The 25,402-nt window shown below is 73.0% G+C and carries 22 protein-coding genes and 3 tRNA genes; 7 read left to right on the top strand and 18 right to left on the bottom strand.

Features of this window, described 5'->3' with window-relative positions; all coding sequences use genetic code 11:
* Positions 1 to 2: 2 nt before the first annotated feature.
* Entirely contained in the window at positions 3 to 485 is a 483-nt protein-coding gene (locus tag ACZ4TG_RS11760; RefSeq protein WP_468161771.1) for a MarR family winged helix-turn-helix transcriptional regulator, read from the bottom strand.
* Positions 486 to 633: 148 nt separating this feature from the next.
* Here ACZ4TG_RS11760 and ACZ4TG_RS11755 point away from each other — a divergent pair, with 148 nt between their 5' ends.
* The 4 genes from ACZ4TG_RS11755 to ACZ4TG_RS11740 all read left to right on the top strand — a co-directional run bounded on the left by ACZ4TG_RS11755 (position 634) and on the right by ACZ4TG_RS11740 (position 2,433).
* Positions 634 to 1,191 carry an NADPH-dependent FMN reductase gene (locus ACZ4TG_RS11755; RefSeq protein WP_468161770.1) on the top strand — a complete coding sequence of 186 codons (558 nt, stop codon included), beginning with the start codon at positions 634 to 636 and terminating at the stop codon, positions 1,189 to 1,191.
* Between the two features lie 82 nt (positions 1,192 to 1,273).
* Positions 1,274 to 1,621 carry a hypothetical protein gene (locus ACZ4TG_RS11750; protein WP_468161769.1) on the top strand — a complete coding sequence of 116 codons (348 nt, stop codon included), beginning with the start codon at positions 1,274 to 1,276 and terminating at the stop codon, positions 1,619 to 1,621.
* Between the two features lie 166 nt (positions 1,622 to 1,787).
* The gene (locus ACZ4TG_RS11745; RefSeq protein WP_468161768.1) at positions 1,788 to 2,369 is read left to right on the top strand and encodes a bifunctional DNA primase/polymerase; all 582 of its coding nucleotides are present in this window, start codon (positions 1,788 to 1,790) and stop codon (positions 2,367 to 2,369) included.
* A tRNA-Lys gene (locus tag ACZ4TG_RS11740) sits at positions 2,360 to 2,433 on the top strand. Before ACZ4TG_RS11745 ends, ACZ4TG_RS11740 begins: the two co-directional genes overlap by 10 nt.
* Positions 2,434 to 2,484: 51 nt before the next feature.
* Here ACZ4TG_RS11740 and ACZ4TG_RS11735 read toward each other — a convergent pair.
* Positions 2,485 to 3,720, bottom strand: a complete 1,236-nt coding sequence (locus ACZ4TG_RS11735) for a M6 family metalloprotease domain-containing protein (RefSeq protein ID WP_468161767.1) — start codon at positions 3,718 to 3,720, stop codon at positions 2,485 to 2,487.
* Positions 3,721 to 4,170: 450 nt separating this feature from the next.
* On the opposite strand from ACZ4TG_RS11735, the gene ACZ4TG_RS11730 reads away from it, so the two are divergent.
* Entirely contained in the window at positions 4,171 to 5,982 is a 1,812-nt protein-coding gene (locus tag ACZ4TG_RS11730) for a putative bifunctional diguanylate cyclase/phosphodiesterase (RefSeq protein WP_468161765.1), read from the top strand.
* A 39-nt stretch (positions 5,983 to 6,021) separates the two neighbouring features.
* Here the strand turns inward: ACZ4TG_RS11730 and ACZ4TG_RS11725 are convergent, their stop codons facing one another.
* The 4 genes from ACZ4TG_RS11725 to ACZ4TG_RS11710 all read right to left on the bottom strand — a co-directional run bounded on the left by ACZ4TG_RS11725 (position 6,022) and on the right by ACZ4TG_RS11710 (position 10,309).
* Positions 6,022 to 6,258 carry a DUF397 domain-containing protein gene (locus tag ACZ4TG_RS11725; RefSeq protein WP_468161763.1) on the bottom strand — a complete coding sequence of 79 codons (237 nt, stop codon included), beginning with the start codon at positions 6,256 to 6,258 and terminating at the stop codon, positions 6,022 to 6,024.
* Complete coding sequence (locus ACZ4TG_RS11720; RefSeq protein WP_468161761.1) at positions 6,218 to 7,066, bottom strand: helix-turn-helix domain-containing protein; 849 nt, start codon at positions 7,064 to 7,066, stop codon at positions 6,218 to 6,220. The genes ACZ4TG_RS11725 and ACZ4TG_RS11720 overlap by 41 nt, the downstream gene beginning before the upstream one ends.
* A 157-nt stretch (positions 7,067 to 7,223) precedes the next feature.
* A complete protein-coding gene (locus tag ACZ4TG_RS11715) occupies positions 7,224 to 8,918 on the bottom strand; it encodes a glycosyl hydrolase family 18 protein (protein WP_468161759.1) in 1,695 nt (564 codons plus the stop codon).
* A 254-nt stretch (positions 8,919 to 9,172) separates the two neighbouring features.
* Complete coding sequence (locus ACZ4TG_RS11710) at positions 9,173 to 10,309, bottom strand: LLM class flavin-dependent oxidoreductase (RefSeq protein WP_468161757.1); 1,137 nt, start codon at positions 10,307 to 10,309, stop codon at positions 9,173 to 9,175.
* Positions 10,310 to 10,558: 249 nt separating this feature from the next.
* On the opposite strand from ACZ4TG_RS11710, the gene ACZ4TG_RS11705 reads away from it, so the two are divergent.
* Positions 10,559 to 11,317 (top strand): IclR family transcriptional regulator, encoded by a 759-nt coding sequence (locus tag ACZ4TG_RS11705; protein WP_468161755.1) that lies wholly within the window; start codon positions 10,559 to 10,561, stop codon positions 11,315 to 11,317.
* A gap of 134 nt (positions 11,318 to 11,451) precedes the next feature.
* Here the strand turns inward: ACZ4TG_RS11705 and ACZ4TG_RS11700 are convergent.
* The 9 genes from ACZ4TG_RS11700 to ACZ4TG_RS11660 form a co-directional block, all read right to left on the bottom strand.
* Positions 11,452 to 11,525 (bottom strand) — tRNA-Lys (locus ACZ4TG_RS11700).
* Between the two features lie 45 nt (positions 11,526 to 11,570).
* On the bottom strand, positions 11,571 to 12,224 hold the full coding sequence (locus ACZ4TG_RS11695) for a response regulator (RefSeq protein WP_468161753.1): 654 nt from the start codon (positions 12,222 to 12,224) through the stop codon (positions 11,571 to 11,573).
* The gene (locus tag ACZ4TG_RS11690) at positions 12,209 to 13,480 is read right to left on the bottom strand and encodes a sensor histidine kinase (RefSeq protein WP_468161751.1); all 1,272 of its coding nucleotides are present in this window, start codon (positions 13,478 to 13,480) and stop codon (positions 12,209 to 12,211) included. Before ACZ4TG_RS11690 ends, ACZ4TG_RS11695 begins: the two co-directional genes overlap by 16 nt.
* A 72-nt stretch (positions 13,481 to 13,552) precedes the next feature.
* Positions 13,553 to 14,194 (bottom strand): hypothetical protein, encoded by a 642-nt coding sequence (locus ACZ4TG_RS11685; RefSeq protein WP_468161749.1) that lies wholly within the window; start codon positions 14,192 to 14,194, stop codon positions 13,553 to 13,555.
* 96 nt (positions 14,195 to 14,290) lie between these two features.
* Positions 14,291 to 14,683: a hypothetical protein gene (locus ACZ4TG_RS11680; protein WP_468161747.1), complete on the bottom strand. Its 393-nt coding sequence runs from the start codon at positions 14,681 to 14,683 to the stop codon at positions 14,291 to 14,293.
* Positions 14,684 to 14,914: 231 nt separating this feature from the next.
* On the bottom strand, positions 14,915 to 16,597 hold the full coding sequence (locus ACZ4TG_RS11675; RefSeq protein WP_468161745.1) for an AMP-binding protein: 1,683 nt from the start codon (positions 16,595 to 16,597) through the stop codon (positions 14,915 to 14,917).
* A gap of 26 nt (positions 16,598 to 16,623) precedes the next feature.
* Positions 16,624 to 17,217, bottom strand: a complete 594-nt coding sequence (locus ACZ4TG_RS11670) for a lytic polysaccharide monooxygenase auxiliary activity family 9 protein (protein WP_468161743.1) — start codon at positions 17,215 to 17,217, stop codon at positions 16,624 to 16,626.
* A gap of 239 nt (positions 17,218 to 17,456) precedes the next feature.
* Positions 17,457 to 20,156: an SPFH domain-containing protein gene (locus ACZ4TG_RS11665; protein ID WP_468161741.1), complete on the bottom strand. Its 2,700-nt coding sequence runs from the start codon at positions 20,154 to 20,156 to the stop codon at positions 17,457 to 17,459.
* 1,154 nt (positions 20,157 to 21,310) lie between these two features.
* Complete coding sequence (locus ACZ4TG_RS11660) at positions 21,311 to 22,702, bottom strand: peptidoglycan-binding protein (protein WP_468162104.1); 1,392 nt, start codon at positions 22,700 to 22,702, stop codon at positions 21,311 to 21,313.
* 227 nt (positions 22,703 to 22,929) lie between these two features.
* On the opposite strand from ACZ4TG_RS11660, the gene ACZ4TG_RS11655 reads away from it, so the two are divergent.
* Positions 22,930 to 23,003: transfer RNA gene (locus ACZ4TG_RS11655), tRNA-Lys, on the top strand.
* A 100-nt stretch (positions 23,004 to 23,103) separates the two neighbouring features.
* On the opposite strand, the gene ACZ4TG_RS11650 is transcribed toward ACZ4TG_RS11655, so the two are convergent.
* From ACZ4TG_RS11650 to ACZ4TG_RS11640, 3 genes are all read right to left on the bottom strand, one after another.
* Complete coding sequence (locus tag ACZ4TG_RS11650) at positions 23,104 to 23,730, bottom strand: class F sortase (RefSeq protein WP_468161739.1); 627 nt, start codon at positions 23,728 to 23,730, stop codon at positions 23,104 to 23,106.
* A gap of 49 nt (positions 23,731 to 23,779) precedes the next feature.
* Positions 23,780 to 24,499 (bottom strand): hypothetical protein, encoded by a 720-nt coding sequence (locus tag ACZ4TG_RS11645; protein WP_468161737.1) that lies wholly within the window; start codon positions 24,497 to 24,499, stop codon positions 23,780 to 23,782.
* Between the two features lie 114 nt (positions 24,500 to 24,613).
* The gene (locus ACZ4TG_RS11640) at positions 24,614 to 25,393 is read right to left on the bottom strand and encodes an HAD-IIA family hydrolase (protein WP_468161735.1); all 780 of its coding nucleotides are present in this window, start codon (positions 25,391 to 25,393) and stop codon (positions 24,614 to 24,616) included.
* Between the last annotated feature and the right edge of the window lie 9 nt (positions 25,394 to 25,402).

The following is a 25,402-nucleotide window of genomic DNA, read 5'->3' as shown; positions in this document are numbered from 1 at the left end:
CGCTACCGCTTGCGTTCGATGCCGAGGCGCGTGCGGACCGCCTCGCCGATCTCGGCGAGGGTCCGCAGCTGTTCCTCGGTCAGGGTGTCGATCAGGTGCCGCCGTACGGACTCCACGTGCAGCGGCGCCGCCGTGGTGATGGTGTCCACCCCGGCCGCGGTCAGCACCACTTCGGCCCCGCGGCCGTCCGAGGCCACTTCCTCGCGGCGGACCAGGCCGCGCTGTTCCATCCGGGTGAGCTGGTGCGAGAGCCGGCTCCGGGACCACTGCATCAGGTGGGCGAGCCCGCTGATCCGCATGCGGTGGTCCTCGGTGGAGCCGAGGACGGACAGGACGTCGTAGTCGGCCTCGGAGAGGGCGCTGTCCTGGGTCAGATCACGCGCGATCCCGGCGTTGACCAGCGGGAACATCCGCCGCCACGCGTACCAGGCCTGCTGCTCGGCATCGCTGAGCCAGCGGGGTGCGGGGTCGGGGGCTTTGCTCATGGGACAACTCTAACCAGGTCGATGACACGTCACCTATCTAGTTGACATATCAAGACCGCCCGGCTTTGCTAGGTGACACGTCAACCACCAGAGTGCACCCATGCACCGCACCCACGCACCACGCCCAAAGCCAGAGGGAGTTCACGCCATGACCCGCCTGTACGTCATCTCCGCCGCCACCCGCCCCACCTCCTCGGGCCGCCCGCTCGCCGAGTGGGTCACCGGCCAGGCCCGCGCGCACGGCGGATTCGACGTCACCCCGGTCGACCTCGCGGAGATCGCGCTGCCGTTCCTGGACGAGCCCGAGTACGCCTCCAGCGGCATCTACACCCACCCGCACACCCTGGCGTGGAGCGCCCTGATCGACTCCGCCGACGCGTTCGTCTTCGTCCTGCCGATGTACAACGGCGGCTACACCGCCCCCTTCAAGAACGCCATCGACTTCCTCTACCGCGAGTGGCAGGGCAAGCCGGTCGGCATCGTCAGCTACAGCGCGGGCCCCACCGGCGGAGCGCCGGCCGCCGAGATGCTCAAGCCCGTGCTGAACCGGGTCGGCATGGTGCCCGCCGGGCGCTCGGTGGCGATCCCCGGCATCAACGCACTGGTCGGGGACGAGGGATTCGAGGCGCCGGAGGGGCTCGCGGGCGAGCTCGCCGGGGTGCTCGACGACGTCGCGGCGCTGGCGAAGGAGCCGGCGGCCGTCTGAGGCCACGGGTGCACCCTTGCGCGACGTTGGACAATGGAGGGTGGCCCGGAAGGGATTTCGTACGCGCAGCAGGAGGACACGCATGGCAGAGCCCGAGCGCACCGAGCGGAGGCTGCGGCCCGCGCCGCTGCTCTTCGAGCCCTCGGAGGTGGCCACGGACCCGGAGCACTTCTTCGACCTGGAGTCGATAGACGACCCGCGGGAGCTGCTGACCCGTGCCACCGAGCTGACGCTGGCCTTCCGGGCCGCGCAGGACCGGGCGGTGGAGTTCCAGGCGATCGCGGCGGCGCAGCTGGCGGACCCGCGCCGTTTCGACCGGCTGCCCGCGGCGGCCATCGCGGAGCAGGCGGAGTGGACCGAGGACTACGCGGTCAAGATGATCGAGTTCGGCGAGACCCTGCTGAGCGAAGGCCGCCCGGACGAGGCGTGACCCCCTGCCGGGCGGCCCCTGCGCCGCCCGGCGCACCGCGCCCGGCTACCCCGCGGCCACGGCAACTGGCATATGCGGGGCGCACCATACTCCGGTCCCGCCCCGGCTGTCCCGGATTCCCGTAACTCCCCGGAAGCGGAGCACTACCCCCGGTAGACCTGAGGGCATGACGACCCTGACCGGCTGCCCCGCCCTCGAAGCCCGCACCGCTCCCGCGCCCGCGACCCTGGTCACCCCCGAGGGCGCGGCCTGGCTCGCCTCCGCGTGCGCGGACCCGGGCAGCGCGCTCGCCGCCTGGCAGGGCCGGCCCACGGCGTCGGCCGTGCTGCCCTGCGGGAGCGCCTTCGACGTCGTCAACGTCCCGCTCGTGCTCGGGCGCCGGATGCTGGACCTGCTCTGGGCCGAGGGCCCCGGCTGCGGGCCCGCGGCCGTGCACCGCGGCCGGATGCTGCTCTTCGCCGCGCCCGGTACGGCCCACCGGCTGCCCGCCCTGCTGGCCTGGGAGGAGTGGAGCCCGGCCACCGCCGCCCCGCTCTGCCACGGGCACGGCGACGCCGTCACCGTGCCCCCGCTGGCCGCGACCCCCGGCCCGTCCCGCTGGCTGGTGGCGCCGGATGCCCGGCGGCCCTGGCTGCCGGGTGCGGATTCGCTGCTCTGGGCCTTCCTGCACGCCGCCCGCCTGCAGGTATCGATTTTTGGTTCGGCGGATCCGGATGCTAATGTCTACGACGTCAGCAAGCGCCGCTAGCTCAGTTGGTTAGAGCAGCTGACTCTTAATCAGCGGGTCCGGGGTTCGAGTCCCTGGCGGCGCACAGACGGAGAAAGGCCCCCACGCGAGTGGGGGCCTTTTTCGTGTCCCGCTCCTACGTGGTGATCTTCACGGTGTACGCGCCGGACGGGGTGCGGTCCGCCACCTCGATCCGGATCCGCTCCCCCGGGACCGTGAAGGACTCGCCCACCTCCAGTGGCGCGTCCGCCAGCGGCGGGTACACCGAGCGGTCCCAGCACGCCTCGGTGGCCGGATGCGCGTCCAGCACCTCGATGGGTCCGCCGCCCGAGGCCGCCTCGTTGCGGACCCGGTAGACCAGCACGCCCTCCGTGCAGGTGTCCCCGTCGTTGCCGGCGGAGCCGCGGGCCTCGATGGCGATCGCACTGCCGGGGCCGGTACGGACCACCGCGAGCCGGGTCCCGCCGGTGGCGCCCCGCTGCACACCCTCCGCGAGCGGCAGGAGGGTGTGCAGCGAGGAGCCCGTACGGACGCAGTCGACCTGGGACGGGTCGAGCCAGCCCAGCTTCCACTTGTGCCAGGCGAACAGGTCCGGGGCCATCCCGAACTGGCTGCCCATGACGTCCCAGTCGCCGACGTAGGTGTCCCAGTCGCCCTTGCCGTCCGTCGGCCGGTGGTAGAGGTCGGGCAGGTCGAAGACGTGCCCGGTCTCGTGCGCGAGGACGTTGCGGTCCGGCGGGTGCTGTTCGAAGACGGTGACGATGCGCCGCAGGTCCGTGCCGTCCGCGCGGATCGGCCGGTCGAAGTTCACGACCTTGGTGGCGTCGGAGTCCACCCCGGCCGCGTCCGGGTCGGCGACGAAGTACACGACGTCGTACCGGCTGAAGTCCACCGTCGGGTCGGCGGTGGCGACCGCGTCCCGCAGGTAGGCCGCCCGGTCCTCCGGGGCCCAGTCGCGCTGTATTCCGTACGCGGTGGACGGCTTGGGCATCCGGATCCACTGCTCCTGGGGGTGCGGGGTCAGCCGGAAGCGGCCGTAGGAGGCCCGCTCGAAGAAGTCGCTGGTCGTGGGGAAGTAGTCGCGGGTCAGGTCCTCGGGAGCGACCTTGGGCTGGTGGTCGGGGAAGGAGAGGAAGACCATGACCGCGTTCAGGGTGCGCACGGGCTTGGGGTAGGCGCCGTTCCAGGTGTCCAGGCCGAGGGAGTGGTGCGCCGCGGTACGGGTCAGCGCGCAGGGGCCCGCCCCCGAATCGGCCACGGCGGGACCGGCGACGAGCGACATGGCGGCGAGCGCCGCCATGGAGGTGAAGACGGCGGCCGCACTTCGAATGCGGGAGCAGTCCACTCCCCCGGGTGTCTGCTGTCGCGACACATCGACCTCCGGTGGTGGATTCGTACTCTCTCGTCCACCTTGAGGCGATTGTCTTACTAATGCCCTGTTCCGCTGCCCCACACGAGTGAGCAGTACGGCAAGCCGGTGACCCCTGACCTTTACGCCCCTGCCTACAGAACGTCACGACCGATCACGGGAGATCAGCCGAGGTCCCGGTGCGCTCACAGGCGCGCAGAAACGATCGCCCGCAATCGGACCGACGATCCGTCAGCACGGCGTCATCTCGTCGAAGTGCCGCCCCCAACCCGGCGACGCCGCTGGATAGGGCCGTCCGGCAGCCTCTATGATCGGCACACTTTCCTGCACGGACACTCACGAGCACTGCGGGAGCCAACGGTGAGCGGAACCTCAGAGGGAACCGGTTCGGCGGCCGACAGCATCCGATCGGCCATTACGGAGCGTCACCCAGCAGTGCCGGCCGTGCCGGGCATGTCGACCGGACCGGGAGCAGGGGCGGTGGCGGCCTCGCCGTCCCGGCCCGCATCCGGAGCACACGATTTCCGGGCCGCCTTCGACGCGGCCCACCTGGCGATGGCCGTCGTCGACCGGGACGGCAGCGTCGTCGCCGCCAACCAGGCCCTCGCCGCCCTGCTGGGCACCGAGCCGCGCCCGCTGGTCGGGCAGCAGGCCGCCGACCTGGTGGACCTGGCGGCGGAGGCCCGCACCTGGCAGGCCTACCAGGAGGTGCTCCGCGGCCGGCAGGCCCGGCTGCGCTGCACCCGCCGCCTCAAACACCCCGACGGGCACTCGGTCTGGACCGAGGTCACGGTGGGGCCCGTCCCGGGAACCCGGGACGTCCTGCTGTCCGTCGCCGACATCAGCGACCGGCGCGACCTCCAGGCCCGGCTGCGGCACCTCCAGATGCACGACCCCGTGACCCGGCTGGCGAACCGGGCGCTGTTCTTCGAGCGGCTCTCGGCCGCGCTGGAGCACTCCTCGTACGAGCAGGGCGGCACGGGCCGGATCGGGCTGTGCTACCTGGACCTCGACGGGTTCAAGGCGGTCAACGACACCCTGGGCCACCGGGTCGGGGACCGGCTGCTGACCGCCGTCGCGGCCCGCCTGACGCAGTGCGCCGACCAGTCCGGCTACGGGCGTACGGGCGGGCATCTGGTGGCGCGGCTCGGCGGCGACGAGTTCGCCCTGCTCGTCGAGGACTCCACCGGCACGGAGCAGCTCGCGGACCTGGCGAAGAGCGTACTGGCCGCCGTACAGGAGCCGTTCGACCTGGCCGGGCAGCGGCTGTCGGTCTCCGCGTCGATCGGGGTCGTGGAACGCCAGACGGCCGGGACCTCCGCCACCGGGCTGATGCAGGCCGCGGACACGACCCTGTACTGGGCGAAAGCGGACGGAAAAGCCCGCTGGACCCTCTTCGACCCGGAGCGCAACGCGCACCGGATGACACGGCAGGCGCTCTCCTCGACGCTGCGGCCGGCCGTGGAGCGGGGCGAGTTCGAGCTGGAGTACCAGCCGCTGGTGGACCTGGAGAGCGGGACGGTGCGCGGGGTCGAGGCCCTGGTGCGCTGGAAACACCCGCAATTCGGCACGCTCACGCCGAATCGGTTCATCGGGATCGCCGAAGAGGACGGCTCGATCGTGCAGTTGGGTCAGTGGGTGCTGCGGACCGCCTGTCGGCAGGCCCGCCGCTGGCAGATCGAGCAGCCCAGCGACTCCCCGGTGTTCGTCTCCGTCAACGTGGCGGTACGGCAGGTGTGGGACTCGGACCTGGTGGGCGACGTCGCGGAGATCCTCGCCGAGACGGGGCTGGCCCCTCAGCTGCTGCAACTGGAGCTGACCGAGTCGGCGGTGATGGGCTCGGCGGGACGCCCCCTCCAGGCCCTCCAGGCCCTGAGCGACATGGGCGTACGGATCGCCATCGACGACTTCGGCACCGGCTACTCGAACCTCGCCTACCTCAGCAGGCTCCCCGTATCAGTTCTGAAACTGGACGGTTCCTTCGTGCGCGGATTCCGCTACGACGAGGGCGCGCACCCGAACCCGGCCGACGAGACCATCGTCGAGGCGCTGGTCCAGCTCGCGCACCGGCTGGGCCTCACGGTCACCGCCGAGTGCGTGGAGACCGCGGGCCAGGCGGCCCGGCTCCGCCGCGTCGGCTGCGACACGGGCCAGGGCTGGCTCTACTCCCGGGCGGTGGCCCCGGACGTGATCGCCCGCATGATCGACCGCCAGGCCGGAGGCGCCGCGCAGCCGGACGGGCCGGGCCCGCACCCTCCGGCCTGAGCGGCAGCCCCGCCGAGGGGCTGCCGCTCAGGCGTGCGGTCAGAGGCTCCGGACGAACGCGCCGAACGCCTCCGGGGCGACGGTGAAGGCCGGCCCGTCGGGCCGCTTGGAATCCCGGACGGCCACGAGGCCGTCTCCTCCGGTGGTTCCGCTGTACGAGGCCTTGCGCCAGGCGGCTGCGCCGACGGGGGCACACTCGACGCAGTCGCCGCCGGTCCCGCCGCTGTAGCTGGACTTACGCCAGAGCATGCCCGTCAGGTCCTGCATAGTCCCCATAACGTTCCTCCCGTACACGGGCGATCAGAGCCGCCGATTCCTCCAGAGAGAGTGCTGCGGCCTGCAAATGGTCGTAGCGATGTGCACAGTCACTGGCCGTCTCGGGATTCGCTGTCACATGAGCCGAACCGTAGCTCTCGGCATAGACGATATCCGGGTCACCTTCGAACCGGAGAACGTTGAACGCCCCAACAGTGGCCGGGTGATGGCCGGCGCTGAAGGGAAGGATCTGGATCCGCGTCTCGCGGGAATCCCGGAACTTCAGCAGGTGGTCCAGCTGGTCCCGCATTATTTCGCGGCCGCCGAACGGCCGGTGCAGCACCGCTTCATCCAGCACCACCCAGACGAGCGGCGGACGTTCCCGGGTCAGGATGCGCTGGCGCTCAATCCTCGCGGCGACCGCCTCGTCGAGCTTCTCTCCCCACCCCGCCTGGAGGACCGCTCGCGCGTACGCCTCGGTCTGCACGAGCCCGTAGACCAGCTGAGGCTGGAACGAGGAGATGTGCGTCGCCCTGGCCTCCATCTCCGCATAAGCCTGAAACCAGGCTGGCAGCTGGCTCCGCAGGACCAGACCCACCAGGCGGGAGAACACACCACCCGTGCCGAGCGCAGCATCCACTCGTTCGGAGAAGTCGCGGGTCGGCACCCGCCGACCGTTCTCGATCATGCCGATCAGGGAGCCCGTGCAGAAGATGATGCTGCCCAACTGCGCCTGCTTCAGGCCCGCCTCCTCCCTCAGCCGGCGCAGCTCGTAGCTGTAGTAGTCCAGCGGCGAGGCACTGGGATCGATGTCGCGGGCCTGAACCATGAGACGGCACCCCCAAGCGGAGAACGAGCTTGTGGCCGAGCGTAACGAGCCCGACACGCTCCGGCGTCCGGAATCCGGCAACCATGTGACACACCTCCGCCCCGCACCCGGAATCCGGGACGGGGCGGGGTGCCGCTCGGCGCGGGGTGGGGGGAGATCAGCAGGCGCCGAGGTCCTTCCAGACACCCCATTCACCGGTGGTGCCGGGCGCCTCGTTCTGCGTCCACCACTGGGCCTTCCACTTGTGGCCGTTGTGGGAGACCTCGTTGCCGCCGGTGTAGACCGTGCCCGCGACGTAGGCCGGGACCGAACCGCAGCCCGTGGGCGGGGTCGTCGGGGGCGTGGTCGGCGGGGTCGTGGGCGGAGTGGTCGGAGGCGTGGTCGGCGGGGTGGTCGGCGGCTGGGTGGTGCCGCCGAGGGCGTCCGAGATCTGGTTCAGCAGCGTGGTGTTGTTGTCCAGCCCGAGGAGGGAGTACATCATCGCGCCGGCCAGGCCGCGCTGCTTGCCGTAGTCGACCCGGGCCTGGACGGACTTCTGGTTCAGGCCGGTGAAGAACTCGCCGTCCTTGTAGAAGTACGAGGCCTTGGCCTGGTCGTCCCAGAAGGTGCTCGCCGGGTTGTCGACGATGCCGCCGAGCTCCTTGTAGTTGGCGATGCCGGCCTGCTGGCTGGTGGGCCGGGCGCCGGAGGGGCCGGTCGCGGACTGGGCGAGGCCGTTGTTCGCCCCGGCGGGGACGCCCTTCCAGCCGCGGTAGTAGAACTCGTAGCCCAGGGTCAGCTTGTTGGCGGGGAAGCCGCCCGTGATGCCGTAGGCCGGGTTGCCGTCGATCCAGGAGTCGATGGCGTTGTCGATGCTGTACTTCTGGGTGCCCGGGGCGATCGGGTCGGTGGGGTCGCCGGCCGGGGAGTACAGCGGGGACTGGTGGTACGTCGGGCCGTCGCCGTCCCAGGCGCCGTGCATGTCGTACGTCATGATGTTCGCGTAGTCGAGGTACGCGCCGATCTTGTCCGTCTCGATGTACTTGATCTTGTCCTGGCCGGCCGGGAGGGCGGAGGTCAGCAGGTACTTCTTGCCGCCGTTGGCCTGGCCGTACGCGTCGAGCTGCTCGCGGAACTCCTTGAGCAGCAGCGTGAAGTTCTGCTTGTCCTCGGGGGCGTAGTGGTTGCCCAGGTGGCCGCCCGACGAGCCCGGGTACTCCCAGTCGATGTCGATGCCGTCGAAGATCCCGGCGGCGCTGCCCGCGCCGCCGTAGCCGCCCTCGACCGGCAGGTTGCCCTTGATGTACTGGTCGATGCAGGAGGAGACGAGCTTCTTGCGGGAGGCGTCGGTCTTGGCCGCGTCACTGAAGTACTTCGAGTAGGTCCAGCCGCCGAGCGAAATGTTGATCTTCAGGTGCGGGTACTTGGCCTTCAGCTGCTTGAACTGGTTGAAGACGCCCACGATCGGCTGGTCCCACTTGTCGGCGACCCCGCTGACACTGTCCGCAGCGCTGAAGGACTTCTGGTAGTCCGCGTACGAGTCGCCCGCGCCGTCACCGGCGTTGGGGTTGTTGTCGTCGCCCGCCGCCTTGTTCGCCTCGAAACAGGTGAGGTTGGTGGGGTGGATGTTGCCGAACGAGTAGTTGATCACGTCCAGCTTGCCCGCTATGCCCCGGGTGTCGAGGTGCTTCGGGTAGAAGGCGCTGCCGTACACGCTCCACTGGTCGTAGTACGCGATCTTCACGCCGCCGGCGCTCGCCGTGGTGGCGGTGTCCGCCGCCTGTGCGGTGCCGAGCCCCGCGAAGGTGGCCAGCGCTCCGGCTGCCAGCGCGGCCGTGGCGGCGGCCGCGATGAGGGGTTTACGGATGTGCATGAACTGCCTCCGGGGGGTGGGAGGAGAGAGCGTCAGCTTCAGGTGAGAGAAGTGATAGCGATCACCCGAGGTCCCAGTCAATGGTTTGGACCAAAGAAGGACTAGACCACTCAGCCGCCAAATCCCCTCGTCAGAGACCTGAGCGCACATCAGAAACCGCCCGCCACCCCGGGTGACGAGCGGTTTAAGGCTGCACTAAGCCATCTTCCGGCAAGGTTTCGGCAACAAACCAGCCGAACCCCGTTCGCGTCCGCTCAAGCCGCGGTCGAGCCTTCCACCGGCATGCCGTACGCATCTGCGACGAGCCCGTACGACCTCAACCGGGCGTCGCCGCCATGGGCGTTGGCGGTCAGCATCAGCTCGTCCGCGCCCGTCCGCTTCACCAGGCCGTCGAGCCCGTCGCGGACCTCGTCGGGGGTGCCGTGCACGATGTTCGCGAGCCAGCTGTCGACGAACTCCCGCTCCAGCGGAGTGAACGGGTACGCGGCCGCCTCCTGCGGCGTCGGGACCAGCCCGGGCCGGCCGCTGCGCAGCCGCAGCATCGACAGCGCGCCGGTGAGCACCTGCGCCCGGGCCTGCTCGTCGGTGTCGGCGGCCAGCGCCGAGACCCCGATCAGGGCGTACGGGGCGTCCAGTACGGCCGAGGGCCGGAAGCTCTGCCGGTAGAGGTCCAGCGCGGGCAGCGTCCCGGCGGCCGAGAAGTGGTGGGCGTACGCGAAGGGCAGGCCGAGCTCCCCGGCGAGGCGGGCGCTGAAGCCGGAGGAGCCGAGCAGCCAGATCGGCGGCCGCCCGCCGGGGCCCTGCACGGGGCCCGGCACGGCGTGCACCCGGGCGTACGGGTGGCCGTCGGGGAAGTCGTCGTCGAGGAAACGGGTGAGCTCCGCGAGCCGGCGGGGGAACTCGTCCGCGGCCTCCTCCGTCCGCCCGGGCCCGCGCAGCGCGGCCGCCGTACGGGGGTCGGTGCCCGGCGCGCGGCCCAGACCGAGGTCGATCCGGCCCGGGGCGAGGGCCTCCAGGGTGCCGAACTGCTCGGCGACGGCGAGCGGGGCGTGGTTGGGCAGCATGACGCCGCCCGAGCCGAGCCGGATGCGGGAGGTGTGGGCGGCGAGGTGGGCCAGGATCACCGCCGGGGAGGAACTGGCCACTCCGGGCATGGAGTGGTGCTCCGCGACCCAGTGCCGGTGGAAGCCCCGGGATTCGGCCAGCCGGGAGATGGCCACGCTGGTCCGCAGGGACTCGCCGGCGGTGCTGCCCGCCCCGACGGTGACGAGGTCGAGCACCGAGAGCGGCACCGGCGCCCGCCCCCGTACGGTGCCGCGGACCGGGTGCGCGGCACCGGCCGTCCCGGCGTCCGCGTCTGCCCTGGTCCCCGTGTCCCCGGCGTCACTCATCGTCGCTCCCGTCCCGTGCGGCTCTGCCGATCGCAGAATTCGTCTGTACGAAGAATTCGAACCATCGGCGGAGCCCGGGCATTCCCGGGCAGACCGTCGAGCTGGCCATGCCGACGGCATATGCCTCTGGAGCAAGGCCTGGCTGAGGGACTTGATTGAGCCATCAATCTCATCAACAGGCGCTCCACGTGGGCCTCTTGATGGCTATCGTGGTAGGGCAAGCGGTAACAACCTGGTAGGGGGAAAACCGTGGCGCTGAAGCCCGAGCCGACCGCGCCGTTCCATTCGGTGCAGTACGCGCTTCGCGTACTCGAAACGATCGCACGGCACACCGGCGGTGTGAGCGACATACAGATCGCGCGTGAGACCGGCCTGCCCGCGGCCCATCTCGCGCCGATGCTGCTCATGCTGCGCCGGGAGGGATACGTACTACAGGTGTCCGACGGTGCCTACGCCATAGGGGACTCGCTCGTCCTGCTCGGCTCCGGCGTCGACCGGCAGCTGGCCCTCCAGGAGAAGCTCCAGGAGACCCTGGACCGGCTGCGGGACTCGGTCGGCGCTGCGGTCTACATCAGCCGTTACGTGGACGGCGAGGTCAGGATCACGCAGTTCGCGGACAGCCCGCGCACCCCCAAGGTGCACGAGTGGGTCGACTTCCGGTCCGCGGCGCACGCCAGCGCGGTCGGCAAGTGCCTGCTGACCCAGCTAGACCAGAACGGGCGGCGCGACCACCTCTCCCGGCACAAGATCGCCCGACTGACGTCGAAGACGATCGTGAACGAGCGGATCCTGTTCTCCAAGCTCGACAGCCAGCCGGCCACCGTGCCCGTGCTGGACCTCCAGGAGTACGCCGTGGGCACGGTCTGCGCGGCGGTACCGATCACGGCCGGGGCCTCGGTGGGCTGCCTGGCCCTGTCGATGCCGGTCGAGCACGCGCACCGGCTGCGGGCCGCGGCGGACGCCCTGAACCGCAAGGCCGCGCCGCTGCTGCTGTCGCTCACGCTCTGAACGTCTAGCGGCGGCCGGCGGGCGGCTACCGGCGGGCGCGGCCGGGACGGCCGGCAACGCCGACGACGCCGACGACGGCCGCAGAAAACACTTCGGGCGGTTCCCGGTGAACCGGAAACCGCCCGAAGTACAGGTGCGCCGCCAGGGACTCGAACCCCGGACCCGCTGATTAAGAGTCAGCTGCTCTAACCAACTGAGCTAGCGGCGCCTGACAGAGAAAATACTACCCGGTCCTCAGGGGTGCTCAAAACCATTACCCCCGGAGGTACGCGAGGACCGCCAGGACCCGGCGGTGCGTCTCCTCGGCGGGCGGCAGGTCCAGCTTTCCCAGGATGTTCCCGATGTGTTTGCCCACCGCCGCCTCGGAGACCACCAGCTCCCGGGCGATGGCCCCGTTCGACCTCCCCTCCGCGACCAGGCCGAGCACCTCCCGCTCGCGCGGGGTCAGCGCGGCCAGCGGGTCGCGCCGCCGGCGCAGCAGCTGGCGTACGACCTCGGGGTCCACCACCGTGCCGCCGTCCGCGACCGTGACCACCGCGTCGAGGAACTGCTCGACCTGGCCGACCCGGTCCTTGAGGAGGTAGCCGACACCACTGCCGTCGCCGGAGTCCAGCAGGTCCGCGGCGTACGAGCGCTGCACGTACTGGCTCAGCACCAGGACCGGCAGGGCGGGGCGGGCGGCGCGCAGCTCGACGGCGGCGCGCAGGCCCTCGTCGGTGAGGCCGGGGGGCATCCGTACGTCGGTGACCACGATGTCCGGGGCGTGCGCGGCGACGGCGCTGCGGAGCGCGTCGGCGTCCCCCACCGCGGCCACCACCTCGTGGCCGAAACGCGTCAGCAGGCCGACGAGCCCCTCGCGGAGCAGGACCCCGTCCTCGGCGAGGACGACTCTCAACGGACCGGGCACGGGATCTCCAGGCTCAGGACGGTCGGACCGCCGGGCGGGCTGGTGATCGTCAGTGTGCCATCGAGAACCGCGATCCGGTCGGCCAGTCCGGTCAGCCCGGAACCGGCCGCCGGGTCGGCGCCGCCGCGCCCGTCGTCGCGTACGCCGATCAGCAGGGCGGTGCCGGTGTGCCGGGCGGTGAGCTCGGCGCGGGCGGCGCCGCTGTGCCGGGCGGCGTTGGCGAGGGCCTCGCAGACCGCGAAGTAGCCGGCCGCCTCGACGGACTCGGGGAGCCGGGGCAGCTCGATGTCGGTGTCCACGGGGAGCGCGGAGCGTTCGGCGACGTCGTCGAGGGCGCCGCCGAGGCCGTAGTCGGTGAGCACCTGGGGGTGGATGCCGTGGATCAGTTCGCGGAGCTCGGCGAGGACCTTGCCGGCCTCCTCGTGGGCCTTCGCCAGCTGCGCGGCCAGCGGGCCGGGGGGCGCGTCGAGACGGGCCAGGCCGAGGGTCATGGTGAGGGCGACCAGGCGCTGCTGGGCTCCGTCGTGCAGATCGCGCTCGATGCGGCGGCGCTCGGCCTCGAAGGCGTCGACGAGGCGGGCCCGGGAGCGGGTGACCTCGGTGAGCCGTTCGTCGTCCCCGGCGGAGGTGAGGAGCCGGCGGGCGAGGGCGGCGCGGGCCAGGGCCACGGCTCCGAGGGGGTGGAGGAGCAGGGGCAGCAAGGCCAGTCCGGCGGCGGCGATCGCGAAGGCGGGCGGGTAGCCGGTGATCAGCCAGAGCTTCACCACCTTGACCTCCCCGTCGCCGAGGGCCAGCAGGAGCGGGGTGGCGAGGAGCAGCAGGGGCAGGCCGAGGAAGAGGGCGAGGGCGCAGAGGTCCAGCCACCAGAGGAGGAAGCCGTGCAGCACGGCGTACGCCAGCTCCCGCCAGGTCGCCGGCTCGCGGTAGCGCAGCCGCAGCCAGGCGGCGAGGCCGGGCTCGGCCGGGGTGCGGTGCGGGCTGGGCAGGGGCCCCGGCTCGAACAGTCGCAGCCGCAGCCGCTCGACGGCCCCGACGGGTACGCCGGCCAGCCCCAGCAGGGCGAGCAGCGGCAGGCCGACCACCGCGAGGCTGAGCACGGCACCGGTCCCGGCGAGCAGGACCAGCGCGAGCAGCAGCGGGAGGCCGGTGGCCGCGGACCCGGCGAGATACCCGGCGGCCCGCCAGGGCAGGGCGGACCGGAGGTACCGGGGGGAGGCCAGGGCCTGCCAGGGGTTGCGTACGTCGTCCACGTGCATGCGGCCCAAGCTAGGGGGTGCCGTCCCGGCCGGACCATGGCCCCAGGGGGCGTCCCGGGGGTGGGGCAGGCCCTACCAGGTGGTGGTCACCCGGATGTCCTGGTCGGTCCGGAAGCCGACCGTGCCCTTGTCCCCGTAGACCTCGTGCCGCCACGCCTTGAAGACCTCGCCGATCTGCCGGGCGTCATCGCCGACGCCCTTGCCCACGGAGTCGGTGGCGAAGGTGACCCAGGCCTCGGTGTTCTCCGCCGTCTTGCGGAGCCGCACCTGCCGGATGCTGCCGGGGGGCAGGAAGCCGTTGCCGTGCCGGTCGTAGTACGCGGCGAAGTCCCGGGTCATGTCGAACCACCCGTCGACGACCTGGCAGTGGCCGACCCGGTCCTCAGTGGGAACCTCCGGGCCGCTCCCGGTCTGCTCCTCGGTGGGGATGACCGGCCCGCTCCCGGTCTGCTCCTCGGTGGGGATGTCGGGGGCCCCGCCGGTCTCCTCCTCGGTCGGGACGACCGGGGCACCGCCGGTCTCCTCCTCGGTCGGGACGACCGGGGCACCGCCGGTCTCGTCCTCGGTGGGCGGATTGGGCGCACAGGTCGGCGAGGCCGGGGCGGCGCCGGAGGACTCTCCGGAAACCCGGGTCCCACAAGCCGTGAGCAAGCCGCACAGGAGCGCCGCCGCCACCAGGCGCCGAACCCCGACCGAACCGCACACTGCTGTCATACCCGCCCCCCTTTCCCCTCCAAGAGGGCCGTTCGCCCCTGCCGGTTCCACTCCCCGGCCCTTCTCCCCTCCGGAGGCTCCGGGCGCCCCGCCGATTCACTTGCAGAACTGCGCCAGTGCGGCTGCCGAACCGGCGGCGTAGCCCTTCTCGTAGTTCGGGTCCAGGGGGGCGACGCCCTGCTTCGGCGGTTCCTTCTTGCAGTCCTCCTTGGTGTCGGCGACCCCTTGCCGGTAGCCCTTGCCGTACTCGGCCCGGGCGTCCTGCTGCTCGGCCTCCTTCACCGTGGTGCACGTGATCTTGGGCCCGTCGCCCTGCTTCATGGTGAAGGGACCGAGGTTCTTGGCCGCGCCGGTCGAGACCGTCCCGTCAGCCGTCACCGGGAAGGAGACCCCGAAGCCCGACTTGATCTGGAGCTGTACGGGTTCTCCCGGCTTGAAACCCTTGCCCTGGATATCGAAGATCTCCGGGTCCTTAGCGTTCTGCGTCACGCTGCACGAGGCACTGGGTAGTGCGGCCCCGGCCGGTCCCGCCAGGAACGCCGCTGGTCCCAGCGCCAGCGAGGACACCGTCACGGTAACGAGCACTGCCAGGTTGAGACGTCGGTTCATCGATCTCTCCCGTCCGGGAACTCACGGATCGGTCCATCCATCGTCTCGCCGACGCCTCCCGCTGTCGACCGGGGTGCGGAGCGGCCCGTCACGAGCCCGGCCGTGCGCGGGCTACCGATCCAGCAGCTCCCGCCGCCCCCGCGCCTCGTACCCCGCCAGTACGCCCGCCAGCGCCTCCGCGTCGAACTCCCGGTACCCCGTCTCCCCCGGCGGGGACCACCACACCGGATCGGGGCAGCGGAACCCCGCCCTGCGCAGAGCCACCCGGTGGACCTTGTTCGTCGCCGTGGTCGGCATCTCGGACACCACCCGGACATAGCGCGGCGGCATCTTCGTACCCAGGTCCGGCTGCGCGGCGAGGAACGCCGCGAACTCCGACGGGGAGAACGCGTACCCCGGCCGGAGCGCGAGGGCCGCCATCACCTGATCCCCCGCCACCTCGTCCGGTACCGCGTACACGGCCACGGCCGCCACCGCCTCCCACCGCGCCAGGACGTTCTCGATGACGGCCGCCGCCAGGTTCTCGCTGTCGACCCGCAGCCGGTCGTCCGTACGGCCCGCGAAGTACAGGAACCCGGCGGAGTCCCGGAAGAAGAGGTCCCCGGTCCAGTACCACCCGTCCCGGGTCCGCGCCGCCTCCGCGTCCGGGTTGCGCCAGTACCCCTCGAACAGGCTCCGGCCCCGGTTGACCAGCTCCCCGATGGCCTCGCGGCCGTTGAGCAGTCGCCCCGACGGGTCCAGTACGGCGGCCGGGCACTGCGCCCCCGTCTCCGGGTCGATGACCGCCAGGTCGTCCCCCGCGCCGGCCCGCCCCAGCGCCCCCGCCGGGGTGTCGGGGGTGCGGACCACCGACGCGCCGCCCTCGGTGGCTCCGTAGCCCTCCACCAGCCGGACCCCGAAGCGCTCGGTGAAGCGGGCCGCGTCCACCGCGCCGGCCTCGGTGCCGAATCCGAGCCGCAGCGTGTGCGACCGGTCGTCGGGCCGGGCCGGGGTCGCCAGGAGGTACTGGACGGCCCGTCCGACGTAGGTGAAGTACGTGGCTCCGTACGCCCGTACGTCGTCGAGGAACGCGGACGCCGAGAAGCGCCGCCGCAGCGCCACGGCCGCGCCGCCGGCCAGCGCCGGCAGCCAGTCGGCGATCACCGCGTTGCCGTGGAAGAGCGGCATGCAGATGTAGTGGACGTCGTCGGGGGTGACCGAGAACTGCCGGGCCAGCGAGCCGCCCGCGGCGGCCAGCCGGCCCTGGGTGCAGATGGCCGCCTTGGGGGCGCCGGTGGAGCCCGACGTGAAGTAGAGGAGCAGCCGGGAGGCGGGCCCGGGGCCGCCGGCCAGCACGGCGTCCCCCGGTTTCGCGTCGGCGTACGGCGCGAGGAGCGCGGCGTACTCCTCGGTGTCGGTCACGAGGATCCGTACGCCCGGCAGGTCCAGGCCGCGCAGCAGCGGCAGGTGGGCGCGCTCGGTGACCAGGATCCGGCAGTCGGTGTGCAGGATGTCGCGGGCCAGCTCGGGGCCGCGCCGGGTCGGGTTGATCCCGGCGACGGCGGCCCCGGCGAGGGCCGCCGCGCCGAGCCAGGAGGGGAATTCGGGGGTGTTGTCGAGCAGCACCCCCACGTGCGGCTCCGCCCCCGGCGGCAGGAGGTCGACGAGCAGCGCGGCGCGCGCGGCGGCCTCCTGGGCGGTCCGGTGCCGGGTGAGGACGGTGTCCTCGTGCTTCAGGCCGGGCCGGTGGTCGCCCCATTGGCGCGCTATGAGCTCCGCGACGGTTTCGGGCGTTGTGGTCGTCGTCGTCCGCATGCCGCCGGAGGTTAGCTGACGCTACGTCAGAATTGAACGTCGGAGCAGGAGTAGAAGGCCATCGGGGTGTCGTTGACGGTCCACACGGCCAGGATCATGTGGCGGCCGGTCTTCCCGCTCGGCATGGCGCCCTGGTGGACGGTGGTCATGGCGGGGCGGGCGCCGTTGTAGGCGACGGTGAGGAAGGGCTGGGGGTCGAGTGCGGCCCTGGTGAGGGGCTTGGTGGGGTCCCAGCCGTTCTTGGTGACGTAGTAGCGGAAGTCGGTGGTGGAGTGGTTGGCGGTGAACTGCCACCGGAAGCCGTAGCTCTGGCCGCTGGTGACGTTGGTGGCGGGCCAGGAGCCGCCGCGCGGGTCGTCGAGCTGCGCGAACTCGCTGTGGCCGCCGGAACATATCCGGCCGTCGGCGGGACCGGCCGCCGGGAAGCCCTTGAGGCCCTCGACGCTCTGCGGTTCCCACTGGATGGGGCCGCAGTCGGAGACGGTCTTGTTGGCGCAGAGCTTCTGGCGGCTGATGGGGGTGTCGGTGTAGCCGTGGCTGCTGGCGGTGGGGGCCGCGAGGAGGGTGACGCCGGCGAGGACGCCGAGGCCGAGCGCGGCGGCGCCGGACCGTTTGGGCATGCGGAAGGGACGCATGATGCTCCTTGGACGTGGGGGGAGTCTGGCGAGAGCGTGCGCACGCGTGGGGATGGTTGCTAGGTCTAGACCAAGTCTCAGATTATTGACGGGAGTTGGCGATGTCTATACCAATGGGAGAACGGGTGGTCCGGTAGTTACCGGCCACCCGTTCCCCGCTGTCTGCGCTGGTTCTGCTGGTTGTGTTGGTTGTGCTGGTTGGGTTGGTTGTGCTGGTTCTGCTGTTACTGGTCGGCGCGCCCGGTGTAGAAGGCGACGGTGAGGTCCTTGACGAGGGCCTTGCGCTCGTAGTCGTCGAGCTCGACGATCCCGCGCGAGGTCAGCCGGTGGACGGTGTCGTCGACGGCGTCGACGACCGCGGTCAGCACCGAGTCCCGGTGCTTGGCGTCGATCGCCGCGACCCGGCGGCGGCGCATGGCCTCCGCCACCTCCGGGGCGTACTCGATCCGGGTGGGCTGGGCCGAGAAGACCTCGACCCCGACGGCCTCCGTCTCGGTGGCCAGCATCCGCGTCAGCGCGTCACCGACGGCCTCGGCGTCCCGCAGGCTCGGGGCGGCCTCGTGGAAGGCGTCGGCGGGAAGCTGCGACAGGACCCGGGCCATGGCCGATTCGACCTGCTCGGCCAGGTACTCGGTGTGGTCCTCGACGGCGAGCGTGGCGCGTGCGGTGTCCTTCACCTGCCAGACGACCTGGACGACGACCTGGAGGGCGAGGCCCCCGGAGTCGACGGCGGGCATCGGCTCGCTGCGCCAGTGGCGCAGCCGTACGTCGACCCGGCGGCGCAGCAGGAGGGGGCTGACCCAGGTCAGTCCGGTACGCCGGACCGTGCCGCGGTAGCTGCCGAAGAGGGTGAGCACCCAGGCGTGGCCTGCCCTGGCCCGGCCGAGCCCGCCGAGTGCGAGGAGGGCGACGATGCCGAGGAAGGCGAGCGGGGGCCAGTGGGTGGCGCGGAGCCCGTGGTAGGCGCGGGGGGTCAGCCCGAAGGCGGCGGCGAGGGCGTCGGGTACGGCCCCGGCGCGCCAGAGCACGGCCGAGCAGCCGACGAGGGCGAGGGCGCCGATGGTGACGGCGATCCAGCCGGGGAGCACGGGGCCGCGGTGCTCCCGGAGCCGGTCGTCGCCCCGGGGGACACGGCGGCCGGCGGCGGGGCGCGTGACGGGGGGTGCGGGCAGGGCGCCGGCGCCGGGCTGCGGTGCGGCCGCTTGCGGTGCGTGGGGCTGCCCGCGGAACGGGAGGTGTACGGGTACCTCGGTGACGGTGGCGCCGCGGGCGGGCGCGATCCGGGGGAGGCCGAGGGTGTCGTCCTCCCCCTCGCCCTCCTCGCGGTCGGCGCGCCCGGCCATGCCGCGGGCGACGGCCCGGGCGACGATGTCGGCGACGGCGGGGTCGGGGAGGCCGGTGTCTGCGACGCCGGTGTCTGCGACGGCGGGGGCGTGGGCGTGGGCGTCCGCGAAGCCCGTGCCGACGAGGCCGGGGCCGGGGACGCCGGGGGCGGGAGCGCCGGTGTCTGCGACGGCGGGGCCGGGGATGCCGGGGCCGGGAGCGCCGGTGTCCGCGACGGCGGGGCCGGGGATGCCGGGGCCGGGAGCGCCGGTGTCCGCGACGGCGGGGCCGGGAATGCCGGTGGCGGCAAAGCCGGTGTCCGCGACGCCGGGGGCGGGGACGCTGGTGTCGCCGAAGCCCGTGTCCGCGAAGCCGGTGTCCGCGACGGCGGGGCCGGGAACGCGGGTGTCCGCGACGCCGGGGGCGGGGGCGCCGGTGGCGGCGAAGCCGGTGTCCGCGAAGCCGGGGCCGGGAATGCCGGTGTCCGCGAAGCCGGGGCCCGGGACGCTGGTGTCGCCGAAGCCAGTGTCCGGGACGCCGGGGCCCGGGACGCCGCGGACGGCGGGCTCGGCCGGTGGCCAGAGCTCGTCCTGGGGGTGCCCGGGGGGCGACTGGACGGCCTGTGGCCAGGGCTCGGGAGCGGGGCGGCGGGCTGAGGCGACCTGGGGGTGCGGGATGCCCGACGCCGGGTCGGCTTCTCCGCGCGCGGCCGGCACCCCGTCCGGGTGCGGCCGCGCCTGCGGCTCGGCGGGGCCGTCACCGCTGTACGCGGCCTGCGACTGCCCGGGCACCGCCTCGGCGGGACCCGCCGGGACTCCGGCCTCCCGGACCGCGCGGTGCTCCGGCCCGGCGGGGGCCGCAGCCGACTCCGACTGCGCCTGGAACCCGTACGACGCGCCCGCGTCCTGGCCGACCGGCACGGGCTCGGCCGCCCTGGCCGGGTGGCCGAACTCGGCTACCGGCTCGGCCTGGGCCGAAGTCCGGTGCTCCGCCGACTGCGCCTGAAACCCGTATGACCCACCCGCGTCCCGGCCCGGGTGGCCGAACTCGGCCGGGACCGAAGTGCGGTGCTCCGCCGCCGACTCCGAGCCAGGGGCGGGGGCCCCGACCGCACAGACCACGGGGTCCGACACAGCAGAGGCCGCTGCCGGCTCCGACTGCGACTGCGACTGCGACTGCGACTGCGACTGCGACTGCGACTGGAAACCGTACGACCCGCCCGCATCCCGGGCCTGGGTCCGGGCGTGGGAGGTGGCCGCGTCCCGAGGCGAGGCGTCGGTCCAGCGGTCGCGGCCGGGGGCCGACGGCTCGGGTGCGCGTACGGAAGCCTCGGCGGCGGCAGCATCGGCCCAGCGGGCGGGACGGCCGGCCGGGGGCTCCGCCGCCGACTCCGCCCGGGCTTGGGCCGGGCCGTGGGGCTCCGCCGCTCGGGCCGGCTCGGGCGCGTGGGTCCGCGGCCCGTCGGCCCAGCGGGCGGGGCCGGGCGCCGGGACCGGGGGCACGGCTTCGGCCGCGCGGGGCGGGACGAGGCCCGCCGGTTCGGGTGACGCCGGGGCGGGGGCCTCGGCCGCCCGTGCCGCGCGGGGTTCCGGGGCCGCCACCGGCGCCGACCGTACGGCCGGGGCGCCGGGCAGCCCGGCGGTGTGTGCGCCCGCATCGGCCGGTCCCGCCGGGAGTTGCGAAGCCTGGGCCGAGGCGGCGGGCGCCCACCCAGGGCGGTGGTCCGGCCCGGCCGGCCCCGAGGAAGCCGGGCCCGGGCCCGGGGCGGCATCCGCCCACGCCGGGCCGTGGCTCGGCTCCGCCGGGGCCGGGTTGGACGGGGTCGAGGTCCAGCGGCCCAGGCGGGAAGCCGGGCCACCGGGGGCGGAACCCTCCGGACGCGGCTGGTCCGTACCCGCAGCCGCGAGCACCGCCGGGCCGTCCGAGCCCGACGGGGTCGTGCCCCAACGGCCCGGGCGGGAGGCCGCCCCGCCTGGAACGGACCCCTCACCCGGCCCGGCCGAACCCCCTGCGGCATGCGCCGCATGCCCGTCCGAAGCCAACGGGCTCGTGCCCCAACGGCCGGGACGAGAGCCCGGGCCGCTGGGGGTCGAAGCAGCCAGGCCGGACTGGTCCGTAACCGCAGCGGCAGCCGACGCCCGCCGGTCCGAACCCGACGGCGTCGAGGTCCAACGCCCCAGGCGGGGCGCCGCGCCGCCGGAGGCCGACGCCCCCGGGCCCGTAGCAGGATCGGCCGGCGACGCCGTGCCCGACGCGGCAGCCGCCGCCCGGCTGTCCGAACCCGACGGAGTCGCGGACCAACGGCCCGCGGCGGACTCCGCGCCCCCGAGGGCCGACGCCTCCAAGCCGGGCTGGTCCGTAACCACAGCGGCAACCGCCGCCCGGCCCTCCGAACCCGTGGGAATCGAGGGCCAACGACCTGCGGCGGGCTCCGCGCCCGCGGGGGCAGGCCCTTCCAGGCCGGGCTGATCGATGCCCGACGCGGCAGCCGACGCCCGCCGGTCCGGACCCGACGGCGTCGAGGTCCAGCGGCCCGGGCGGGGCGCCGGGGCGCCGGAGGCCGACGCACCCGGGCCAGGCCGGCCCGTAGCCGCATCGGACGGCGACGCACCCGGGCCCGGCCGGCCCGTAGCCGCAGCGGCCGGGGCCGGCGACGGGTGGGGGGCGGGGGTGGTCTGGGGGCGGGAGCCCGCCGGGGGGACGGGGAAGGTGCCCGTCGTGGACGTGGTGCGGGTGGGGTACATCGTTGCCTCCGTCATGCGAACAGCCGGCGCCAGGTTTCCGGGCCCGGGTAGCCGTTGGCCGAGGCGCCGCGCCAGCCCTGGGCGCGCTGGAAGGCCTCGACGTTGCGGCGGTCGGCCTCGCTCCAGCGCGGGCCCACGCCGGAGGTGTAGTGCTTGCCGAAGCCCTTCTTCACCAGTTGGAGTCCGAGGGCGGCGACGGCCGGATGGGACTGGCCGGGGCGGAAGTACGAACCCCCCGGGTACTCGGGGATCCCGGCGGGTCCGGGCCGGGCCGGCCTCGTCATGGCCGTCGGCCTGATGTCGTTGCCCTGCTTCTGGGCGAGCAGCCGCCAGGTGTGCGCGCCGGGGAGGCCGTCCGCCTCCGCGCCGGTCCAGCCCTGGGCCAGCTGGAACGCCTGGGTGGCCAGCCGGTCCGACTCGGTCCACTTGGTGCTGGCGCCCTTCGGGTAGAACCGCATGCCGCCGCGTTCGATCAGCATCGCGCCGAGCTGGGCCACGTACTCGTTGTCCGCCCCCGGGCCGAACTTCGACGCACCGGGGAAGGTCGCCGACACGGGCTTCGCGCCGGGAGCCGGCTGGGTCACGGGGGTCGTCGGCGGCGTCGGGGTGGTCCCCGGGATGCCGCCCGTCACCCCGTTGAACCGGTAGGGGAGGTACTTCGCCGAGTTCTTCCAGTACGCGTACGGCGTAGCCTGCTTCCGCGTCACGGGGGGTGTCTGCTCGTACGCGATGTAGTGCGTCCGCGTCTCGTCGGCCCAGCCGCCGAAGAGCGTGACGTGCGAGCCCTTGCTGGGGTCGGCAGGGTTGTGGAAGAGCAGCATGTCGCCGGGCAGCAGCTCGTCCTTCGTGATGAGGGTGGCGAACTTGTCGAGGCTGCCGGTCCACTCGTTCGTACCAAGGTTCCAGGCCATCGAGACGTACCCGGAGCAGTCCTGCCGGTAGCCGTCCGTCCAGTACTCGGACATGCTGTAGGGGACCTGGGCGTCCAGCCACAGCTTCGCCCGGTTGATGATCGTCGACCGGTCGGTCCGCCGCGCCGGCGCGGGGGCTCCCGGCCGGCCCGGGGGCTTGCCGGGGCGGCCCTTCGGCCCGTGCAGCGGGGCCCGGTCGCCCTGCGGGGTGCCGGGGTCGGTGCCGGGGTCGGTGCCTGGGTCGTCCAGGCTCACCGGGCCGGGGCCGGGCACCGGGGTGGCCGCGGCCAGGGCAGCCGAGCCGCCGCCGCCCAGGACCACGCCGGCCGCGGTGGCGAGCACCAGCGCACGGCGGACTCCGCGGGCCGCGGGGTGGCCGCCGTCGCGAAGCGGTATGGCCCGCCCGCGGGCGAGGGTGCGACGTCGCTGTACGCACCCCAGGCAGACACAGTCGCCTGCGGGCTCGTACTCCTCGAAGACCGGCATCGGCATCAGCGTCGGCAGCTGCACATGCATCGGAGGCTGCATCGTCATGCGGTTCCGTCCACTCCCCTGCTCGTCCATGGTCCGGCCGGGCACGTATCTGGCGGGGCATCAGATCGGCTCGGCCCAGACATATCGTGCACGACAAACCTCTTAAACATGGGTTAATCGGACAACACCGGCGCGGCTGGTCACGAGCACCTCTGGAGGTGGGGTAGAGTTTTGCCTGTCACCAAGCGCCGCTAGCTCAGTTGGTTAGAGCAGCTGACTCTTAATCAGCGGGTCCGGGGTTCGAGTCCCTGGCGGCGCACAGACGGGAGAAGCCCCCCGCAGCGAAAGCTGCGGGGGGCTTCTTCGTTCCACCGTCCGGCCCTACGGCGGCGGCGGCCCGTCAGGCCGGGCGCCGCGCCTCACGCCGCGGCGCCGGGCCGGACGCTCACCCCCGTCAGGTAGGCGGAGACCACCACATTGGCCGAGTACGCCTTCGCCGCCTTGTCGTACGTCCCCCCGCAGGTCACCAGCCTCAGCTCCGCCCGGCCCTCGATCCGCGGGCCGTACGCCTTGTGCGGGTCGAAGCCCGCGCGCTCGTAGAGCCGTACGTCCTCGATCGTGAACTCGGCGACCGAGCCGTCCGCCCGCACCACCCGGACCTTGCCGCCCGCCTTGGCGGTGCTCAGGCCGTAGAACACCGCGGGCTTGGACTTCGTGTCCACGTGGCCGACCATCAGGGCGGTCCCCGCCGCGCCCGGCAGGGTGCCGCCGCTCCACCAGCCCACCGTGCCCGGGCTCTCGTACGGCGGCGGCTCGATCGCGCCCTGGGCGTCCAGCTTGCGGAAGATCACCGGGGCCTGGACTCCCAGGGACGGGACGTCGACCCGTGCCGGAAGGGCGCCCTCCAGCGGCGCGTGCGCCGCGGGCAGACCGGGGACCGCCACCGCACCCGGCTGGCCGGCGGGCGGGTCCGGGACTCCGGTGATCTCACGGCCCCACAGCCACAGGCCGCACACCAGCACCGACCACGCTGCGAAGGTCAGCATGCGGGATCCGCCGGAGCTCCTCGGCTCCCCGTTCACCGGAGGCGGTCCCTCACTCGCCGCTGCGACGGCGGCGCAGGGTCAGGGCCCGGCCGGCGACGGCCAGGGTCGCGGCGGCGGCCAGGATGGCGCCGATCACCGTGTGCGGCAGCCCCGGGCCGTCACCGCCGTGGCTCTTCTTCGCGGCCGCGGCCTGAGCCTGCTGGGCCGCCTGGCCCGGCTGGTCCGGCTGGCCCGGCTGGTCCGGCTGGCCCGGCTGGGCCTCGGGCCGGAGCTGCTGGGCCTGCGCCCCGGATCCCCGCGCTTCCAGGAGCCGGGAGGAGGCGGCGAGCTCGGAGGCCATGCCCCCGCCGCCCGCGTGGACCGGCCAGACCGGCGTGTGGTGCGGGTTCGGGCGGTGGTGGATCAGGATGGAGCCGCGGATCCCTTCGCGGCCCTCGCACTTGACCCGGATCTCGTGCCGCCCCGGATCGGCGTGGTGGCTGATGGTGGCCTCGCCCCACAGCGTCTGCCGGTCGCCCGGGCCGCGGGACAGCCGGGCCTCCCAGGCGAAGACGGAGGACGTGGCGATGGCCCCGTCGCAGTCGCAGCCGCGTACCTCCAGCTTGACCCGGTCCCCCGGTTCGGCCGGATCGGGCCTGACCGAGACGCTTCCGCGGTCCCGGTCGCGGTCCCATTCCTCGGCGACGGCGGTGGGCGCGGTCACGGCGGTGAGGGCCGTCAGGGCGACGGCCACCCCGGTGAAACGGAGAGCGATCAGAGCACTGCGCATGGTGAACCTCCTCAACAAGGAGATTCACGCGCGGTGCGCCGCTCCGCATCCGGAGCGGCGCACCCTTGGCCCGTACGTGTCAGCCGTACGCGCTAAACCCTCGACGGACCCGAGTCAGACCAGGTCGACGAGATCGGCGATGGAATCGACCGTCCTGGTGGGGCGGTACGGGAACTTCTCGGTGTCCTCGGCGGAGGTCAGACCGGTCAGCACGAGGAAGGTCTGCATGCCCGCCTCCAGCCCGGCCAGCACGTCGGTGTCCATCCGGTCGCCGATCATCGCGCTGCTCTCGGAGTGCGCGCCGATGGCGTTCAGGCCGGTCCGCATCATCAGCGGGTTGGGCTTGCCCGCGAAGTACGGCTGCTTGCCGGTCGCCTTGGTGATCAGCGCGGCCACCGCGCCCGTGGCCGGCAGCGGGCCCTCGGTGGAGGGGCCGGTCTCGTCGGGATTGGTGCAGATGAAGCGGGCGCCGCCGTTGATCAGCCGGACGGCCTTCGTCATGGCCTCGAAGCTGTACGTACGGGTCTCGCCCAGGACCACGTAGTCGGGCTCGTGGTCGGTGAGGATGTAGCCGATGTCGTGCAGGGCGGTGGTCAGTCCGGCCTCGCCGATGACGTACGCGGTGCCGCCGGGGCGCTGGTCGTCGAGGAACTTGGCGGTGGCGAGCGCCGAGGTCCAGATGTTCTGGACGGGGACGTCCAGCCCCATCCGGCTGAGGCGCGCCTGGAGGTCGCGCGGGGTGTAGATGGAGTTGTTGGTCAGCACCAGGAAGGGCTTGCCGGACTCGCGCAGCCGCTTGATGAAGGCATCCGCGCCGGGGATCGGGGTGCCCTCGTGGATGAGGACCCCGTCCATGTCGGTGAGCCAGGATTCGATCGGCTTGCGCTCTGCCACGGGATTGTT

The organism is Streptomyces sp. NPDC028314, from assembly GCF_055565795.1.
This window is presented reverse-complemented; position numbering and strand designations above follow the sequence as displayed.

Bases quoted from the DNA above. Each gene is read 5' to 3' on its own strand.
- ACZ4TG_RS11760 (WP_468161771.1), bottom strand. From the start codon at position 485: ATGAGCAAAGCCCCCGACCCCGCACCCCGCTGGCTCAGCGATGCCGAG.
- ACZ4TG_RS11755 (WP_468161770.1), top strand. From the start codon at position 634: ATGACCCGCCTGTACGTCATCTCCGCCGCCACCCGCCCCACCTCCTCG.
- ACZ4TG_RS11750 (WP_468161769.1), top strand. From the start codon at position 1,274: ATGGCAGAGCCCGAGCGCACCGAGCGGAGGCTGCGGCCCGCGCCGCTG.
- ACZ4TG_RS11745 (WP_468161768.1), top strand. From the start codon at position 1,788: ATGACGACCCTGACCGGCTGCCCCGCCCTCGAAGCCCGCACCGCTCCC.
- ACZ4TG_RS11730 (WP_468161765.1), top strand. From the start codon at position 4,171: ATGTCGACCGGACCGGGAGCAGGGGCGGTGGCGGCCTCGCCGTCCCGG.
- ACZ4TG_RS11725 (WP_468161763.1), bottom strand. From the start codon at position 6,258: ATGGGGACTATGCAGGACCTGACGGGCATGCTCTGGCGTAAGTCCAGC.
- ACZ4TG_RS11720 (WP_468161761.1), bottom strand. From the start codon at position 7,066: ATGGTTCAGGCCCGCGACATCGATCCCAGTGCCTCGCCGCTGGACTAC.
- ACZ4TG_RS11715 (WP_468161759.1), bottom strand. From the start codon at position 8,918: ATGCACATCCGTAAACCCCTCATCGCGGCCGCCGCCACGGCCGCGCTG.
- ACZ4TG_RS11710 (WP_468161757.1), bottom strand. From the start codon at position 10,309: ATGAGTGACGCCGGGGACACGGGGACCAGGGCAGACGCGGACGCCGGG.
- ACZ4TG_RS11690 (WP_468161751.1), bottom strand. From the start codon at position 13,480: ATGCACGTGGACGACGTACGCAACCCCTGGCAGGCCCTGGCCTCCCCC.
- ACZ4TG_RS11685 (WP_468161749.1), bottom strand. From the start codon at position 14,194: ATGACAGCAGTGTGCGGTTCGGTCGGGGTTCGGCGCCTGGTGGCGGCG.
- ACZ4TG_RS11675 (WP_468161745.1), bottom strand. From the start codon at position 16,597: ATGCGGACGACGACGACCACAACGCCCGAAACCGTCGCGGAGCTCATA.
- ACZ4TG_RS11670 (WP_468161743.1), bottom strand. From the start codon at position 17,217: ATGCCCAAACGGTCCGGCGCCGCCGCGCTCGGCCTCGGCGTCCTCGCC.
- ACZ4TG_RS11660 (WP_468162104.1), bottom strand. From the start codon at position 22,702: ATGCCGATGCCGGTCTTCGAGGAGTACGAGCCCGCAGGCGACTGTGTC.
- ACZ4TG_RS11650 (WP_468161739.1), bottom strand. From the start codon at position 23,730: ATGCTGACCTTCGCAGCGTGGTCGGTGCTGGTGTGCGGCCTGTGGCTG.
- ACZ4TG_RS11645 (WP_468161737.1), bottom strand. From the start codon at position 24,499: ATGCGCAGTGCTCTGATCGCTCTCCGTTTCACCGGGGTGGCCGTCGCC.